The organism is Novosphingobium acidiphilum DSM 19966, from assembly GCF_000429005.1.
Taxonomy (GTDB): domain Bacteria; phylum Pseudomonadota; class Alphaproteobacteria; order Sphingomonadales; family Sphingomonadaceae; genus Novosphingobium; species Novosphingobium acidiphilum.
Genome location: NZ_AUBA01000012.1, coordinates 58,655 through 75,109, shown reverse-complemented (window position 1 = coordinate 75,109; position 16,455 = coordinate 58,655). Strand labels below are relative to the sequence as shown.

The following is a 16,455-nucleotide window of genomic DNA, read 5'->3' as shown; positions in this document are numbered from 1 at the left end:
GCGGGTTATTGAAGGCGGATTGCCAAAAAGACCTGTGATAATCTGCCATCATGCAGCCTTTCACCGCCTTTGCCCCCGCCTTGCGTCCGGCCACACCGCTGCGCGCCGCGATCACCGCCGCCACCCGCCGTGCCGAAGCGGACTGCATTGCCGCACTGATCGACGAGGCACGCCTGCCTGGTGCGGCGCACGCCGCCGCCACCACGCTGGCCACCCGGCTGGTTACCGAACTGCGCGCCGCGCCGCCCGCCGGCGGGGTGGAACAGCTGGTGCAGGAATATGCACTGTCCACGCACGAAGGCGTTGCGCTGATGTGCCTGGCCGAAGCCCTGCTGCGCATCCCCGATGCGGCGACGCGCGATGCGCTGATCCGCGACAAGATCGCCGGTGGTGACTGGTGGGCCCATCTGGGCCGCGCGCGCCCGGTGTTTGTCAATGCGGCGACCTGGGGGCTGGTGGTGACGGGCAAACTGGTCGGCAGCATCGATGAACACGGGCTGGGCGCCAGCCTGACCCGGCTGATTGCGCGCGCGGGCGAACCGATCATCCGCGCCGGCGTCGATCTGGCGATGCGGCTGATGGGCGAACAGTTCGTCACCGGGCGCACCATCGACGAGGCGCTGGGCCGCGCGCAGGCGATGGAGGCCCAGGGCTTTGCCTATAGCTATGACATGCTGGGCGAAGCGGCGATGACCGCCGCCGATGCCGCGCGCTATATGGCGGATTATCGCACCGCGATCACCGCGATCGGTGCGGCGTCGGCTGGGCGCGGGATTTATGCGGGGCCGGGCATTTCGATCAAGCTGTCGGCGCTGCATCCGCGTTATGCCCGCGCGCAACAGGCCCGCGTGATCGCCGAATTGCTGCCGCGCGTGAAGGACCTGTGCCTGATGGCGCGTGCTGCCGATATCGGGCTGAATATCGACGCGGAAGAATCCGACCGGCTGGAACTGAGCCTCGATCTGCTGGAAAGCCTGGCCACCGATCCCGATCTGGCGGGGTGGAACGGGCTGGGCTTTGTCGTGCAGGCCTATGGCAAGCGCTGTCCGATGGTGATCGACTGGGTGATCGATCTGGCCCGACGGAGCGATCGCCGGATCATGGTGCGGCTGGTCAAAGGCGCCTATTGGGATGCCGAGATCAAGCGCGCGCAAGTTGACGGGCTGAGCGATTTTCCGGTCTATACGCGCAAAGGGCACACCGACATCGCCTATCTGGCCTGCGCCCGCCGGTTGCTGGCCGCGCGCGACGTGGTGTTCCCGCAATTTGCCACGCACAACGCGCTGACGCTGGCGTCGATCATGGCGATGGCCGGCGACGATTTTGCGTCGGGCGATTACGAATTCCAGTGCCTGCACGGCATGGGCGAACCGCTTTACGGGCTGGTTGTCGGACCCGATCGGCTCAACCGGCCCTGCCGAGTCTATGCGCCGGTGGGCGGGCATGAAACGCTGCTGGCCTATCTGGTGCGGCGTCTGCTTGAAAACGGGGCCAATTCCTCGTTCGTCAACCGCATTGCCAACCCCGATGTGCCCGTGGCCGACGTTATCGCCGATCCGCTCGACGATCCCGATCTGGGCCAGCCGCATGCGATGATCGCGCTGCCGTCTGCCATCCTGGGCCAGCGCCGCAACAGCGCGGGGCTGGATCTGGCCAGCGAACAGGTGCTGACCGATCTTGGTGCGGTGTTTGCGCAGGCGGGGCAGCAGACCTTCAAAGCGGCACCGACCGGCGACATGGCGCGCGACACGATGCACACGGTGCGCAACCCGGCGCGGTTTGACGATGTGGTCGGACACGTGATCGAAGCCAGCCGCGATGGGGCATGCGCCGCCGCCATGATCGCGGCATCGGCCACTGCGGCGTGGTCTGCGGTGCCTGTCGGCAGTCGCGCCGCGATGCTGCACCGCGCGGCCGACGCCATGGAGGCGGGCATGGCCCCGCTGATCGCGTTGCTCGTGCGCGAGGCGGGCAAATCGGTGGCCAATGCGGTCAGCGAAGTACGTGAAGCGGTCGACTTCCTGCGGTATTACGCCGATGGCGCGCCCGCCGGATCACCGCTGGGCGCGGTGCTGTGCATATCGCCGTGGAACTTCCCGCTGGCGATCTTTGTCGGGCAGATCGCCGCGGCGCTGGTGGCGGGCAACACGGTCCTGGCCAAACCGGCAGAGGAAACCCCGCTGATCGCCGCGCAGGCGGTGCAACTGCTGCACGCAGCCGGCATACCTGTGGACGTGCTGCAACTGGTGCCGGGTGACGGCAGCATCGGCGCGGCGCTGGTCGGCGCGCCGCAGGTGGCGGGCGTGATGTTCACCGGATCGACCGAAGTCGGCCGGCTGATCCAGCAGACGCTGTCGCTGCGGCTGTCGCCGGAGGGGCGCCCGATCCCGCTGATCGCCGAAACCGGCGGGCAGAATGCGATGCTGGTCGATAGTTCGGCCCTGCCCGAACAGGTTGTTGCCGATTGCCTGGCCTCTGCCTTTGACAGCGCGGGACAGCGCTGTTCGGCGCTGCGCGTGCTGTGCCTGCAGGACGACATCGCCGACACCGTGCTGACCATGCTGAAAGGGGCGATGGCCGAACTGGGCCTGGGCCCGACCGATGTGCTGGCGCACGATGTGGGGCCGGTGATCACGGCGCAGGCACGGCTGGCAATCGAAAACCACATTGCAGCGATGGCCGCAAAGGGTTGCGCGGTGCATCGCGTGGCGCTGCCGCCGGCCACGACGCAGGGCCATTTCGTGGCGCCTGCGCTGATCGAGCTGTCCGCGCTGTCGGACCTTGGATCCGAAGTGTTCGGCCCGGTGTTGCACGTGGTGCGCTATGCTCGCAGCGATCGCGCCCGGCTGATCGATGCGATCAACGCGCTGGGCTATGGACTGACATTCGGCCTGCACACCCGGCTCGATGCGACGATGGCCGAAGTGACCGGATCGATCCACGCCGGGAACATCTATGTCAACCGCAACACCATCGGCGCGGTCGTGGGCGTACAGCCGTTTGGGGGCCACGGCCTGTCGGGCACCGGGCCCAAGGCGGGCGGCGCGCTGTACCTGACGCGCCTGGTCCAGCCGGTGGCGCAGCTGCCGCTGACCGGTGGCACGTTCGATCCCGCGGCCGCGCAGTGGTGCGTGCTGGCGCAGTGCGCCATTCCACGCGTGCCGCTGGGGTACGACATCGACCTTCCCGGGCCGGTCGGCGAACGCAACCGCTATTGCCTGCAGCCGGCGGGAACCGTGCTGGCGATGGCCGAAACGCGCGACGCGCTGATCGAACAGGTGGCCTGGGCGCTGGCGGCTGGCAACCGGGTGGTGCTGGCCGATGGAGCGCCCGTCGCCGACCTGATCGCGCGCCTGCCCGAAGCTGTGCAGGCGCGCATCGAAACCCCGCGTGACTGGCGCCGCGCCGGACCCTTCGCGCGTGCTCTGGTGGCAGGAACGCAGCCCAGTGTGCGCGCCGCGCTGGGCCATCTGGCGGCACTGCCGGGCCCGATCGTGACCGCCGAAATGCCCTGCGCCGATGGCGGCTATGCCCCGGCGATGCTGCTGCGCGAAACGTCGGTTTCGATCAACACCACGGCGGCGGGGGGCAATGCCAGCCTGATGGCGCTGGCCTGAACTGCCGCAAGCGAAGCCGGCCCGTCACCCCAACGCGCGCGCACGTTCCAGATCCTTGGGCCGGCCAAACGCGACAAGCAGGCGGCGCAATTCGGCCCGGGCCGGGACAAACAGCGCAACCCCGGCAATTTCGATGCACTGTCGCGTGGCCGGTTGAACCCGGACCCATCCGGCGGCGGAGCGATAGTGAAAGTCGGCCATGAATTCGACCGACAGCGCTGGGCCGTGCCATCTGCCGAAAACGTCCGAGCGGAAATCCGGATGCCTATCCCCCGGTAACGCGGTGACACCGATGGTCGGCAGGATGCGCCCGGCGTCACCCGCGCTTAGCAACACGTCAATGTCGGACACCGGCCCGGCATCGGCCCCATGCAAGGCAACCGCCGCGCTGGCGATGACCCACCAGGGATCATGGGCTGTTGCCATGACGGCGCCAACAGCCTGCAACGAAGTGGTCAAAGTTGCATCCATCACCATGGCCAATCCCGGTTCCATCGGCGCGACATCACCCCATTGCGTCGTGCCGGACGTGATCCGGCATCCCGCTTGTCCGTGCATTGTCCTCAAATCGGCGCCAGTGTCTTCGCCAGTTTCGCGTCAACCGGCACGCTGCCGTCGCGGAAATCGGCGGCGTCGATGCGGGCAAAGGCGTTCTGGATGTAGCGGACGCCGATCCAGCGCAGCGGCTCGGCTTCCCATTGCGGGCCAGGGGCGTGAAGCATCGGCAGGTCCGGGACGTATTCGGGTATGCCCGCGATCAGCCCGGCCAGCGCCCGTCCGGCCAAGGCCGTGGTGGCGACGCCGCGCCCGGTATAGCCAAACGCATTGCCGATGCCGCGGGCCGGGTCGAAATGGACCGATGGCATGCCGTCGCGCGGCACACCGAGATAGCCGCCCCAGGCGTGGGTGATCGGCACATCGTTCAGGACCGGGAACCAGGCGCGCAGGTTTTCGATGATCGGGCCATAGAGTGCGGCATCGGCCAGCGCCGATTCGGGCATCGCCGACCCAAACAGATAGGGCGCACCCCGGCTGCCGAACAGGATGCGGCCATCGCGGGTGCGGGTCTGGTAATCCTTGGTATAGGCGCCAGAGCTCAGGCTTTCATGCCCCTGCCAACCGATGGCATCCCAGGTTGCGGCATCAAGCGGTGCGGTGGCAACGATCATCGACGACATCGGCAGCAATTGGCGGTGATAGGCCGGAATGCCCGACAGATAGGCTTCGCCGGCCAGCACCACCCCGCGCCGGGCGGTGATCACACCGCCGGTGGTTTCGAGCATGGCGGGCTGGCCGGGCCGCACTTTGGTGACTTCGCAGCCTTCATAAATCCGCCCGCCCCGCCGTTCGACCGCGCGCGCCAGGCCGCGCACCAGCCGCGCCGGGTGGATCGAGGCGCCGGACGTGGTCTTCATGCCGCCCAGCACGCGCGACACTTTGATCAGCGCGCCGGATTCCTCGGCCGACAGCAGACGGGTGTCGTCGGCCAGACCCAGCCGGGCGTACCCGGCATAAGTTGCCTTCAGCGCGGCCAGCTGCCGCTGCGTGCGCGCGACCGACAGCATGCCGCCGGGGGTGAAATGCGCGTCGATGCCTTCTTCGATGATGATCTGGCCGATGTCGTCGATGATGGCCTGCTGCGCACGGATCGTGGCGCGCGCGGCTTCGGCTCCGAAATGCTTTTCCAGTTCGTCGATCAGCATCGGATATCGCGGCGAACACCAGCCGCCGTTGCGCCCCGACGCGCCATAGCCGCAAAAGTGCCGTTCGATCACCGCAACCTGCAGCCCGGGATTGGCGCGCAGCAGGAAATAGGCGGTCCACAGCCCCGAAAAGCCGCCGCCCAGAATGGCGACATCGACCGTTTCATCGGCCGCCAGCGCCGGCCGCCGCGCCAGTTCATCGCCGCAGTCGTCCAGCCAGTAGATCGCGCCATAGTCTGTCATGGTCATCCGTTCCTGTGGAGCACGCGCGCCAGAAACTGCGCGGTGCGTGCCTGTTGCGGCGCGGTCAGCACGTCGGCCGCCGCGCCGGTTTCGGCAATCACCCCCTGATCGACAAAGGCGACGCGATCGGCCACTTCGCGCGCAAAGTCGATCTCGTGCGTTACGATCAGCATCGTCATGCCGTCCTGCGCCAGTTCGCGCATCACGCGCAGGACTTCGCCGACGCGTTCGGGATCGAGCGCCGAGGTCGGCTCGTCGAACAGGATCGCCTCGGGCCGCAGCGCCAAGGCGCGGGCAATGCCGACGCGTTGCTGCTGCCCGCCCGACAGCGCCGAAGGCAGGCTGTGCGCGTGGTCGGCCATGTCGACCCGCGCCAGCAGCTCGATCGCGCGCGCGCGCGCCTGCTCGACCGGTTCGCGATGCACATGAACCGGCGATTCGATCACGTTGTCGAGCACGGTGCGGTGGGGAAACAGATTGAACCGCTGGAACACCATCGCCACGCGGCGACGGATCGCGGGCAGGCCCTGGTCATCGACGCGGATGCCGCCCACGGTGATGGTGCCGGCGTCGTGGCGTTCCAGCCCGTTGATGCAGCGCAGAATGGTCGATTTGCCCGATCCCGACCCGCCGATCAGGCACAGCACTTCGCCCCGCGCCACCGCCAGGTCCACGCCTTTCAGCACGGTGCGGTCGCCAAACCGCTTGGTCACGCCATCAAGCACAATCATGCCAGCCGCCCCTTGCGCTCAAGCGTTTTGACCAGCGCCCCCAGCGGCAGGCTGGCGGCGAGATAGAGCAGCGCGATCAGCGCATAGACCGATCCGTTCTTGAACGTCGAAATCGCCAGCAACTGCCCTTCGCGCGTCAGTTCGGCGATGGTGATGGTCGACGCGATCGAGGTGTCCTTCAGCAGCATGACCATGGTGTTGCCGATCGACGGCAGCGCGTGGCGCAGCCCCAGCGGCAGGATCACGCGGCGCCACAGCGTCACGCGGTTCATCCCCAGCGCCTCGCCCGCCTCGACCAGGCCCTTGTCCACCGCACCGATCCCGCCGCGGATATTTTCCGCCTGGTAAACCGAATAGGCCAGCCCCAGCCCCATCACGCCCGCCACGAACGGGGGCAGGTCCAGCCCCCAGTCGGGCAGCACGAAATAAATGAAGAACAGCTGCACGATGATCGGAATGCCGCGCACCACGGTGATCACGCTGCGGCTGATCCAGCGCCACGGAGCAAAGCCGGCACGGCCCATCACCACCCACACCACGCCCAGCGCCAGGCTGAGCGACAGCGCGCAAACTGTCAGTTCCAGCGTGACCAGCAATCCGCGCAGCAGCATGGGCAGGAACGCATGCGCATCGTTCAGAAAATCGATCATGCATCCAGTCCCCAGCGCGTCAGGATCGGGCCGATATCGGCGCGTGCCGGGCCGTGCAACTGCGCATCGATCCGGCGCAGCAGGCCTGCGCCCTTGCGTCCGATCAGGCACAGCGGCTCTTTGGCGGGCCCCCGGAATTCGCCCGGCATACGCAAATGCCAGCGCGGGCCGGTGCGCAGGATGGTTTGCAGGATCGGCGCATCGCCATAAGCCGCATCGATCCGGCCATGCGCCAGATCGCGCAACATGTCGCCCAGCCCCTGGTAAGTCACCACTTGCACCACGCCGGCCTGGTGCAACTGATCGACAAACCGGGTGCCGATCTGCGCGCCCACGCGAAGCGCGCGCAGGCTGGCCAGATCGGGGTAATGTCCGGCTGCGTCGCCGCGCAAGGCCAGCGCACCGGCATAGGCGAACACCGGCTCGGAAAACCCGACCAGACGTTCACGATCGGGGGTGCGCAGCATGGCCGCGGCGATCAGATCGATCCGCCCCGTGGTCAAACTGGGCACCAAAGCGGCAAACGGCACGATGCGGAATTGCGCCACCAGCCCCAGCCGCTTTGCCAGCATCGCGGCGATGTCGACCATTGCGCCGGTCAACTGGTTGGTGGCCGGATCGACATAGCTGAACGGCACACCGGTCGGCGATGCCCCCACCACCACGGTGCGCGGCGTGCGGCCGGTGCCGCTGCAGCCCGCCACCAGCGCCCCGCCAAGCCCGGCCAGCGCATGCCGGCGGGTCAGCGTGGTTGCGACCGAGACGGCAGCCAAAGACGATATCCCCCGAATGCAGGCCCCATCCGCGAAACGGGTTGGCGGCCAGGCCGTGGACTATGCCTGTGCCGGCGGGTGATGCAACCCCCCGTAAAGCGCTGCGCAAGCGGCCGCTTGCGGCGTTCGCATTCGCGTCACACGGGTTTCGCAATGCAGCGGCATTACGTTTCCTTAATGCGCTGCATTGCAAAAACCCCTTGCATGCTCGAGGCAGGCAAACCATCGCGCAGGTCTGGTTTGCCAACTGTGTGGGGCGTCTACAAATGAGTCATACCCCAACCGAGGGTCAGAACGTGCCGGTGCCGGCATTGCGGCCGAACAGGCAATGGTGGATTGCAGCCATCCTGGTGGTGATTGCCGTGGCGCTGTTCTGGTTTTTGCCAAAGCTGCTTGGCCTGTGGGCGCCACCACCGCCGCCCGAAGCGGTGCATGACGACGGCACGTTCGAGGCAACCGACCGGCAATGGCAGACGCTGCGCTTTGCGCCGGCACAACAGGCGATGATCGGCGAAAATGCATCGAGCGACGGCAAGATCGCGGTCGACGACGATCTGACCACCCCGGTCTATTCGCCCTTTACCGGGCGCGTGACCCGGATCGAGGTCAAAGCGGGCGCCCCTGTGCGTGCCGGACAAGTCTTGTTTGCGGTTGCAGCAAATGAGGCGGCGCAAAGCGATGCCGATGTCGCGACCGCGGCCGCGCAAGTGAAGGTTGCGCGCACGACCGAGGCGCGCCAGCACGATCTGTATGACCACAAGGGCGCGGCGTTGAAGGATTGGCAGCAGGCGCAGGCCGACCTGGCCGCGGCCGAAGCCAATCTGTCTGCTGCGCAAGGACGGCGCCGGGCGCTGGGCGGTTCGGTCGATCATGGCGAAGGCGTGGTGCGTGCGCCCGTTGCGGGCGTCGTGACCCAGCGCCTGATCGGGCCCGGGCAGAATGTGGCCAGCGCCGCAGGCGGGGGCGCAACGCAGGCGTTCACCATCTCCGGCTTCGACAAAGTCTGGCTGGTCGGCAATTTGCGCGAAGAAGACGCCGGCCGCGCCCGTGTCGGAATGATGGCCCAGGTGCGCCCGCTGGGCAGCACCGACGTGCTGCAGGCGCGCATCACCTATGTTGCGCCGATGATCGACCCCAATACGCGCCGTCTGACCGTGCGCGCCGAATTGCCCAACCCCAATGGGCACCTCAAACCCGAAACCTTTGCCAGCTTTACGCTGCTGACCGGGCGCGAACACCCGTCGCTGACCGTGCCCGAAAATGCGGTGATATTCGAGGCGCAGACCGCGCGGGTGTGGGTTGCCGATGTCAAACGGCATCGCCTGGCGCTGCGCCCGATCACCACCGGACAGGTCGCCAATGGCACCGTTGAAGTAACCGGCGGCTTGCGCGCGGGCGAAACCGTGGTGACCGAGGGCAGCCTGTTCATCGACCGTGGCGCCAAGGCCGACTGAGGGGCTGCGAACATGAACCCCATTGTCAATTTCGCGCTGCGACGGCGCATGATGATCCTTGCGTTTCTGGCCGTGTTTCTGGTCGCGGGCTATTTTGCCTACAAGACGCTGAACATCGAAGCCTATCCCGATCCGGTGCCGCCACGGGTGGAGATCATCACCCAAAGCTCTGGCCTGTCGGCGCAGGAAATCGAACGCACGATCACCATCCCGATCGAAATTCAGCTGGCCGGGATCAAGAACGTCAAGAAAGTCGAAACGATCTCGCTGTTCGGCCTGTCCGACGTGCGCGTGCAGTTCACGTATGACTATTCCTATGAAGAGGCGCAGCAAAAGGTTCTGAACCAGCTGTCGCAGCTGTCCGGGCTGCCCGCCGGCGCACAGCCGGTGATTTCGCCGACCAGCCCGATCGGCGAAATCTATCGCTATCAGATCGTCGGCCCCAAGGGGTATTCGGTTACCGACCTCAAGACCATCCAGGACTGGATCCTGCAGCGCCGTTTCAAGGCGGTGCCAGGCGTGATCGACGTCAACGGCTGGGCGGGCAAGTCCAAGACCTATGAAGTAACGGTCGATCAGCACAAGCTGGTATCATACGGCCTGTCGCTGCCGCAGGTTTTGAACGCGATCAACAACGCCAATATCAATGTCGGCGGTCAGACCATCAACATCGGTCCGCAGGCCGCCGTGGTGCGCGGGGTCGGGCTGATCCATACGATGGACGACATCCGCAACACGATGATCGCGCCCAACAATGGCAAACCGGTGCTGGTGCGCGATATCGCCACGGTGCAAGTGGGCAACCTGCCGCGCCTGGGCATCGTCGGCAAGGACAACGACGACGACATCGTCCAGGGCATCATCCTGATGCGGCGCGGCGAGGAAAGCCTGCCGACGCTGCAACGCGTCGAGGCCGAAGTCGATCGTATCAACCACGACAACATCCTGCCACCCGGCGTGCACCTGGAAAAGATCTACGACCGCACCGAACTGATCGGCGTGACGATCGATACCGTGCTGGAAAACATGGCGAGCGGGATCCTGCTGATCTTTGCGGTGCAGTGGATCTTTCTGGGCAGCTGGCGATCGGCGGTGATCGTGGCGATGACCATCCCCTTTGCCCTGGCGTTTGCGGTCATGATCATGGTCGCACGCGGCGAATCCGCCAATCTGCTGTCGATCGGCGCGATCGATTTCGGGCTGATTGTCGATGCCACGGTGATCATGGTGGAAAACATCTTCCGCCATCTCAGCCAGGATCCCCGCCAGCGATTTGGCCGTGGCGTGCTTGACCGGATGGGGGGAATTCTGCCGTTCAGCGGCAAACTGGGCACGATCGCCCTGTCCGCCAGCGAAGTGAACCGCGCGATCTTTTTCGCCGCCGCGATCATCATCGCCGGGTTCCTGCCGCTGTTCACGCTGACCGGGGTCGAAGGCCATATTTTTGGCCCGATGGCGCGCACGTATGCCTATGGGATCATGGGCGGGCTGCTGGCGACGTTCACGGTCACGCCGGTCCTGGCCGCCATGTTGCTGCGCGACAAGGAAGAGGAAAAGGAAACCTGGCTGGTGCGCAAGATCCGGGTCGTTTACGATCCGGCGCTGCGGTTTGCCGTAACCAACCGCATTGTCGCGCTGGGCGGCATGGCGGCGCTGTTGCTGGCCGCGGGCATTGCCGTGTCCAGCCTGGGCCTGGAATTTCTGCCCAAGCTGGAAGAAGGCAATTTCTGGATCCGCGCGACGCTGCCGCCGTCGATCAGTCTGGAAGAGGCGCAAGGGTACACCAACCGCATGCGCCACATCCTGATGAAATATCCCGAGGCGAAAACCGTGGTCAGCCAGCTGGGCCGGCCGGACGATGGCACCGACACCACCGGGTTCTACAACGCCGAATTCTATGTGCCGCTGAAACCCGCAGGCGAATGGCCGGGCCACCTGACCAAGGAACAATTGACCAAGCAGGTCAGCGATGATCTGTCTGCCCCATTCCCCGGGGTCGCCTTCGAATTTTCGCAGAACATCGAAGACAACGTCGAAGAGGCTGCGTCGGGCGTGAAGGGGCAGAACTCGGTCAAGATCTACGGCAACGACCTCGATGCAATCCAGAAGGCGGCGTATCAGATCAAATCGATCATGGCCGGCGTCAAGGGCATTACCGACCTGTCGGTGTTCGACGCGGTGGGGCAGCCCACGGTCAATATCAAAGTCGACCGGTTGAAAGCCGCGCGCTTCGGGCTGGCGCCCGGCGATGTCAATGCGGTGGTTCAGGCCGCGATCGGCGGGCAGGCGGTGGGCAGCAACCTGTACGAATACGGGTCTGATCGCAATTTCCCGATCGTCGTGCGTCTGGCACCCGAATACCGCAAAAGCCTTGATGCGATCCGCACGATTCCGGTGGCGGTGCCCAATGCCGCAGGCGGCGTGGCGCAAGTGCCGTTGAGCGAGCTGGCCGAGATCAAGCTCGTGTCGGGATATTCGTTCATCTATCGTGAAAGCCAGACGCGTTACATTCCGGTCGGGTTTGCAGTGCGCGGCCGCGATCTTGGCAGTGCGATCCTCGAGGCGCAGGCCAAGATCGACAGGCAGGTGCATCTGCCGCCCGGCGCGCGGCTGGAATGGGTCGGCGAATTCGGTGAATTGCAAAACGCGCTCGAACGGCTGGAAATCGTGGTGCCAATTGCGTTCCTGGCCATCGGCGTGCTGCTGTTTGCCAATTTCGGGTCGCTGCGCGACACCCTGCTGGCGGCCAGCGTGATGCCGATGGCGCTGGTGGGCGGCATTTTTGCGCTGTATTTCACCGGCACGCCGTTCTCGGTGTCGGCCGCGATCGGGTTTATCGGGCTGTTCGGAATATCGGTGATGGGGGGCATTCTGGTGCTGTCCTATTTCAACCAGATGATCGCCGCCGGCATGCCGCGCGAAGACGCGATCCTGCATGCCGCGCGCACCCAGTTCCGCCCGGTGATGATGACCTGCATCGCGGCGTGCGTCGGGCTGCTGCCCGCAGCGGTGGCAACCGGCATCGGCAGCCAGGTGCAAAAGCCGCTGGCGCTGGTGGTGGTCGGGGGCATCCTGCTGGCCCCGATCCTGATCCTGATCGTGTTGCCCGCGATGATCGACATGTTTTCGACTCGCAAGGGGCCTGACCATCCGCTTGCTCAGACCGAGGAGGGCGTGGCATGACGCCCCGTATCCGCACGCTCGCCGCCACCGGTATCGCGCTGTTGCTGGGCGGTTGCGCGGTGGGGCCGAATTTTCACGCCCCGGCGGCCCCGGCGCAGACGGCCTATGACCACGATGACAAGGTGGCCATGCCTGCGCCTGCGGGCATTGCCGGGGGCACCCAGCACTGGGTCGAGGGCGCGCCGCACGACGGGTGGTGGCATGCCTATGGCTCGGCCGCGCTCGATACGCTGATCGACGAGGCATTGAAGGCCAACACCGATCTGGCGGCGGCGCGTGCGGCATTGAAAGTGGCGCACGAAAACTGGCAGGCGACGCGCGGCATTCTGGTGCCCAATGTCGATGCCGGGCTTGGCACCACGCGGGCGCGCAGCTCGCAATACCTGTCGCCCGTGCTCAACGCGTCGCAGTTCACGTACAGCCTGCAAACCGCCCAAGTGAACGTTGGATATTCGCTCGATGTGTTCGGGCTGAACCGGCGCACGGTCGAGCAGGCGCGCGCGCAATACGACGTGCAGGCGTTCCAGACCGAGGCGGCGCGCATTTCGCTGATCAACAATGTCGCCGCCGCCGCCTTTCAGGAGGCATCGCTGCGCGCACAGCTGGCCGCGCAGGACCGCATGATCGCGATCCAGCGCGAAACCCTGGGCATCCTGAAACACCAGCAGGATGTGGGTCAGGCGGCGGGCGCCGATGTTCTGGCGCAAGAAGCCGCATTGGCGCAGGCCGAGGCGGCATTGCCGCCTTTGCGCCGCGCCGCTGCGCAGGCGCGCGATCTGATCGCCTATCTGACCGGGCGCAGCGCGGCCAATGCGCTGCCCGATACGATCGATCTGAACGCCATCACCCTGCCCGCCGACCTGCCGCTGTCGCTGCCTTCGGAACTGGTGCGCCAGCGCCCCGATATCCGCGCGGCAGAGGCCAATCTGCACGTGGCCAGCGCCGGCGTGGGCATCGCGATTGCCAACCGCCTGCCGCAAGTCACGCTGTCGGCCAGCGCGGGCGGCAGTGCACCGGGCTGGTCCAGCCTGCTTTCAGCCAGCAATGCATTCTGGTCGCTGGGCGCGGGGCTGACCCAGCCGATCTTTGCCGGCGGCGCGCTGCTCCATCGCGAACGCGGCGCGCGTGCGGCCTATGAACAGGCCGATGCGCAGTATCGTTCGACGGTGCTGGGCGCGTTTCAGAACGTGGCCGATACGCTGGCTGCGCTGCGCACCGATGCCGAGGCGCTGACCACCGCGGTGCATGCGCGCGATGCCGCCGCAGCGAGCCAGGCGGTGGCGCGGCGCCAGTTCGAACAGGGCCAGATCCCGTTTTCCGGCGTGTTGACCGCCGAAACCGCGCTGCGCCAGGCCGAACAGGCGCTGGTGCAGGCGCAAGTGGCCCGGCTGACCGACACGGCCGCGCTGTTTCAGGCGCTTGGCGGCGGCTGGACCGAGGTCACGCCGAAGCGGTGAACACGGGCCAGCGCCCGGCAATCCGGCCGCGTTCGTAAAGCGCCAGGTCGCCGAACTGCAGCAGCACGGCCTCGCTCTGGTGCGGGCGCAGAAACACCGTGTCGTCGGGCTTCAGGTGCACGCGCCACGAACCGGTCATCAGTTCCTGGTTGCTCGAACGGCCGACCAGGGTGCTGTATTGCAGCCCTGGCGGCGATACCGGGTCGGCCATCCAGTGGCCGCCGAACACATAGACCGCCTGCGCCGTGTTGGGATCGAACAGCGCCAGCGGTTCATCGAGATATTCGTGCGCGGGCAGCTCAAGCTGGTGCCCCGCCTTGATCACCGGGGTGGCGATGAATGCGGCGGGCTGCAGCGACGCATTTTCGGCTATGTCAAAATCGGCGGGTTTGACAAAGGCCGATCCGACCGAAACTTCGTTGGCGACGGTGCCGCGGGTGTGGCGCATCACCGTATAGCTGCCGGCGGAATTCAGCGTCAGGCCGCGCGGATCGCCCGGCACCACGCCGGCCAGCGCGTGGATTGCGGCGGCATAGCGGGCTTGCGCGTCGGCCCAGGCCGCATCGCCATTGCCCAGTTTGGCGACATGCGCGTCATAGCCCATCAGCCCGGCAATGGTGAAACATCCCGCCTCCTGCGCGGCCTTCAGTCCGGCGCTCAGCGCGGCCGGATCGGCAAACCCGCCGCGGTGCAGCCCGACGTCGATTTCGAAACTGAGCGTCATGCGCGCGCCCTGCGCGCGGGCAATCTCGGCATAGGCGGCGATGCGTTCGGGGGTGTCGACCAGCCATTGCACCCCGGCCAGCGCCGCCGGGCCGTGTTGTCCAAACAGCTCGGCCACCAGCGGGGCGGGCAGCGGTTTGCCCACCAGGTAATCGCCATCGGGATGCAGGGCCAGCATCGCGCCAAGCATGGCGGCGTTGAACACCATGAACCGGTGCGTACCCAGGCCCCGGGCCACGCGATCGAGCAAGGTGGGACAGGGCAGCGATTTGACCACCACGCGCAACGGCAGATGCGCCTTGTCCACCGCTGCTTTCAGCGCGGCGATATTGGCATCGAGCCGCGCGCCGTCGACCACCAGCGTCGGTTGCGCCAGCCCGGCGGTGGCCAGAGCATTCTGCAAAGCTTTGAAATAGGCATCGTGATCGCCGCCGTGATCGCTGCTGCGCAACGCGCCGAACGTCCCCGCGCCCACCGCGAGCACGCCGCCGACCAGCGCCGTCCGGCGCGACAGCCTAACCACGACGCAGCACCCGCAACAAATAGGGATTGATCAGCTTGCCCTCGGGATCGAGGTCGTCTCGCACGGCCATGGCATCCTTCCAACGCGGGTAAAGTGCGGCGAAATCATCGTATTTCAGACTGTTTAGCTTGCCCCAATGGGGGCGTCCGCCGTGGCGGCGCAGGATCGGTTCGATCAGGGTGTAGAAGAACGTGTAATCGTCCTTGTAATAGGCGTGCACCGCGATCGAGCCGCTTTCGCGCCCGTGGAATGTCGACAGCCAGGCATCGTCGGCGGCGATGCTGCGCACCTCGATCGGAAAAAACACGTCGCTGCGATGGCGTTCGATGGCGTCGATCACCTCGCGCAGGGCGGGGATCTGGGTTTCGCGCGGCAGGTGGTATTCGATCTCGCGAAACCGCACCGGGCGCTCGTTCGACAGCAGTTTCCACCCGTGATCGATCGCGATCTGGTCGGGCATGCCGGAAATCAGGTTGTCTGCGGTCCAGAACCGCAACGGGGTGGCAAATTCCAGCACATCGCGCGCCTGTTTCAGCTTCATTGTGCCATCGGTGTCGGTTTCGGGCCCGCGCGGGCGCACCGGCTCGGTCGTGGCATCATGGGTGATCAACTGGCCCCAGTGGCTGAACGGAATCACGTAGAATTCGACATTGCGATGGTGGCGCAGCAGATCGTCCCAGCCATCGATCAGGTCGGCACGCGGGCGCAGCGAGGTAACCTTTTTCACGCGGGTCAGCGCATGGTTCTGCATGGTCATGCGGGTCACAAGGCCGAATGCGCCCAGGCCGACGCGCGCGGCGTTGAACACCTCGGGGTTGCTGGTCGCGCTGCATTCCAGCACCTCGCCGCGCGGCGTGGCCAGGTCAAACGCGACAATCCCGCCGTGCAGCGCCTTGAACCCCAGGCCCGTACCATGCGTGCCGGTCTGCGTGCCGCCCGCCAGCGACTGCTTGTTGATATCGGGCAGGTTGGGCATGTCCTGGCCGATCGCGGCCAGTGCCGGGCCCAGTTCATACAGACGGGTGCCTGCGCCGACGCTGGCCTGCAGGGTAACGGGATCGTGGCCCAGCACCCCGGTCATGCGGTCAAGGCTGACCAGCGTGGCATCGGTCGACACCAGCCCGGTAAAGCTGTGCCCGGCACCCACCATGCGCACCGGGCCCTGCGCGGTCTTGAGCAGATGCGCGGCCTCGTCCGCGCTGGCCGGCGCAGCGCGGGTGGCGGGATAGGCATGCTGGGTGCCTGCCCAGTTCTGCCACAACAGGTGCCCGGACGCGTTCACGGCGGGCAGCGCTGCAGGCTCGCGATCGAGCCACAGGCGGCGTCCGGCCAGGCCCGCGACGCCTGCTGCAACCACACCCCCACCCGCCAGCAGTGTCCTGCGCGTCGTACCCATCG

General features: G+C 66.3%; 11 protein-coding genes. 4 read left to right on the top strand and 7 right to left on the bottom strand.

What is annotated here, in order from left to right:
* Positions 1-50 precede the first annotated feature (50 nt).
* Positions 51-3,617, top strand: a complete 3,567-nt coding sequence (putA, locus tag G404_RS0111765; RefSeq protein WP_036521226.1) for a bifunctional proline dehydrogenase/L-glutamate gamma-semialdehyde dehydrogenase PutA — start codon at positions 51-53, stop codon at positions 3,615-3,617.
* A 24-nt stretch (positions 3,618-3,641) separates the two neighbouring features.
* On the opposite strand, the gene G404_RS0111760 is transcribed toward putA, so the two are convergent.
* The 5 genes from G404_RS0111760 to G404_RS0111740 form a co-directional block, all read right to left on the bottom strand.
* Positions 3,642-4,043 carry a hypothetical protein gene (locus G404_RS0111760; RefSeq protein ID WP_028641257.1) on the bottom strand — a complete coding sequence of 134 codons (402 nt, stop codon included), beginning with the start codon at positions 4,041-4,043 and terminating at the stop codon, positions 3,642-3,644.
* A gap of 137 nt (positions 4,044-4,180) precedes the next feature.
* Positions 4,181-5,563 carry an NAD(P)/FAD-dependent oxidoreductase gene (locus tag G404_RS0111755; protein ID WP_028641256.1) on the bottom strand — a complete coding sequence of 461 codons (1,383 nt, stop codon included), beginning with the start codon at positions 5,561-5,563 and terminating at the stop codon, positions 4,181-4,183.
* 2 nt (positions 5,564-5,565) lie between these two features.
* A complete protein-coding gene (locus G404_RS0111750; RefSeq protein ID WP_028641255.1) occupies positions 5,566-6,294 on the bottom strand; it encodes an amino acid ABC transporter ATP-binding protein in 729 nt (242 codons plus the stop codon).
* The gene (locus G404_RS0111745; RefSeq protein ID WP_028641254.1) at positions 6,291-6,944 is read right to left on the bottom strand and encodes an amino acid ABC transporter permease; all 654 of its coding nucleotides are present in this window, start codon (positions 6,942-6,944) and stop codon (positions 6,291-6,293) included. Before G404_RS0111745 ends, G404_RS0111750 begins: the two co-directional genes overlap by 4 nt.
* Entirely contained in the window at positions 6,941-7,717 is a 777-nt protein-coding gene (locus G404_RS0111740; RefSeq protein ID WP_028641253.1) for an ABC transporter substrate-binding protein, read from the bottom strand. Before G404_RS0111740 ends, G404_RS0111745 begins: the two co-directional genes overlap by 4 nt.
* Positions 7,718-7,983: 266 nt before the next feature.
* Between G404_RS0111740 and G404_RS18910 the strand changes: the two genes are divergently transcribed.
* The 3 genes from G404_RS18910 to G404_RS0111725 are packed head-to-tail and all read left to right on the top strand — an operon-like array spanning position 7,984 to position 13,811.
* Positions 7,984-9,171 carry an efflux RND transporter periplasmic adaptor subunit gene (locus tag G404_RS18910; RefSeq protein WP_051280611.1) on the top strand — a complete coding sequence of 396 codons (1,188 nt, stop codon included), beginning with the start codon at positions 7,984-7,986 and terminating at the stop codon, positions 9,169-9,171.
* A gap of 12 nt (positions 9,172-9,183) precedes the next feature.
* Entirely contained in the window at positions 9,184-12,354 is a 3,171-nt protein-coding gene (locus G404_RS0111730; protein WP_028641252.1) for an efflux RND transporter permease subunit, read from the top strand.
* Positions 12,351-13,811 carry an efflux transporter outer membrane subunit gene (locus G404_RS0111725; RefSeq protein ID WP_051280609.1) on the top strand — a complete coding sequence of 487 codons (1,461 nt, stop codon included), beginning with the start codon at positions 12,351-12,353 and terminating at the stop codon, positions 13,809-13,811. Before G404_RS0111730 ends, G404_RS0111725 begins: the two co-directional genes overlap by 4 nt.
* Here the strand turns inward: G404_RS0111725 and G404_RS0111720 are convergent.
* Entirely contained in the window at positions 13,795-15,057 is a 1,263-nt protein-coding gene (locus G404_RS0111720; RefSeq protein ID WP_051280607.1) for an alanine racemase, read from the bottom strand. The genes G404_RS0111725 and G404_RS0111720 overlap by 17 nt on opposite strands.
* Entirely contained in the window at positions 15,050-16,453 is a 1,404-nt protein-coding gene (locus tag G404_RS0111715; protein WP_028641249.1) for a D-arabinono-1,4-lactone oxidase, read from the bottom strand. Before G404_RS0111715 ends, G404_RS0111720 begins: the two co-directional genes overlap by 8 nt.
* Between the last annotated feature and the right edge of the window lie 2 nt (positions 16,454-16,455).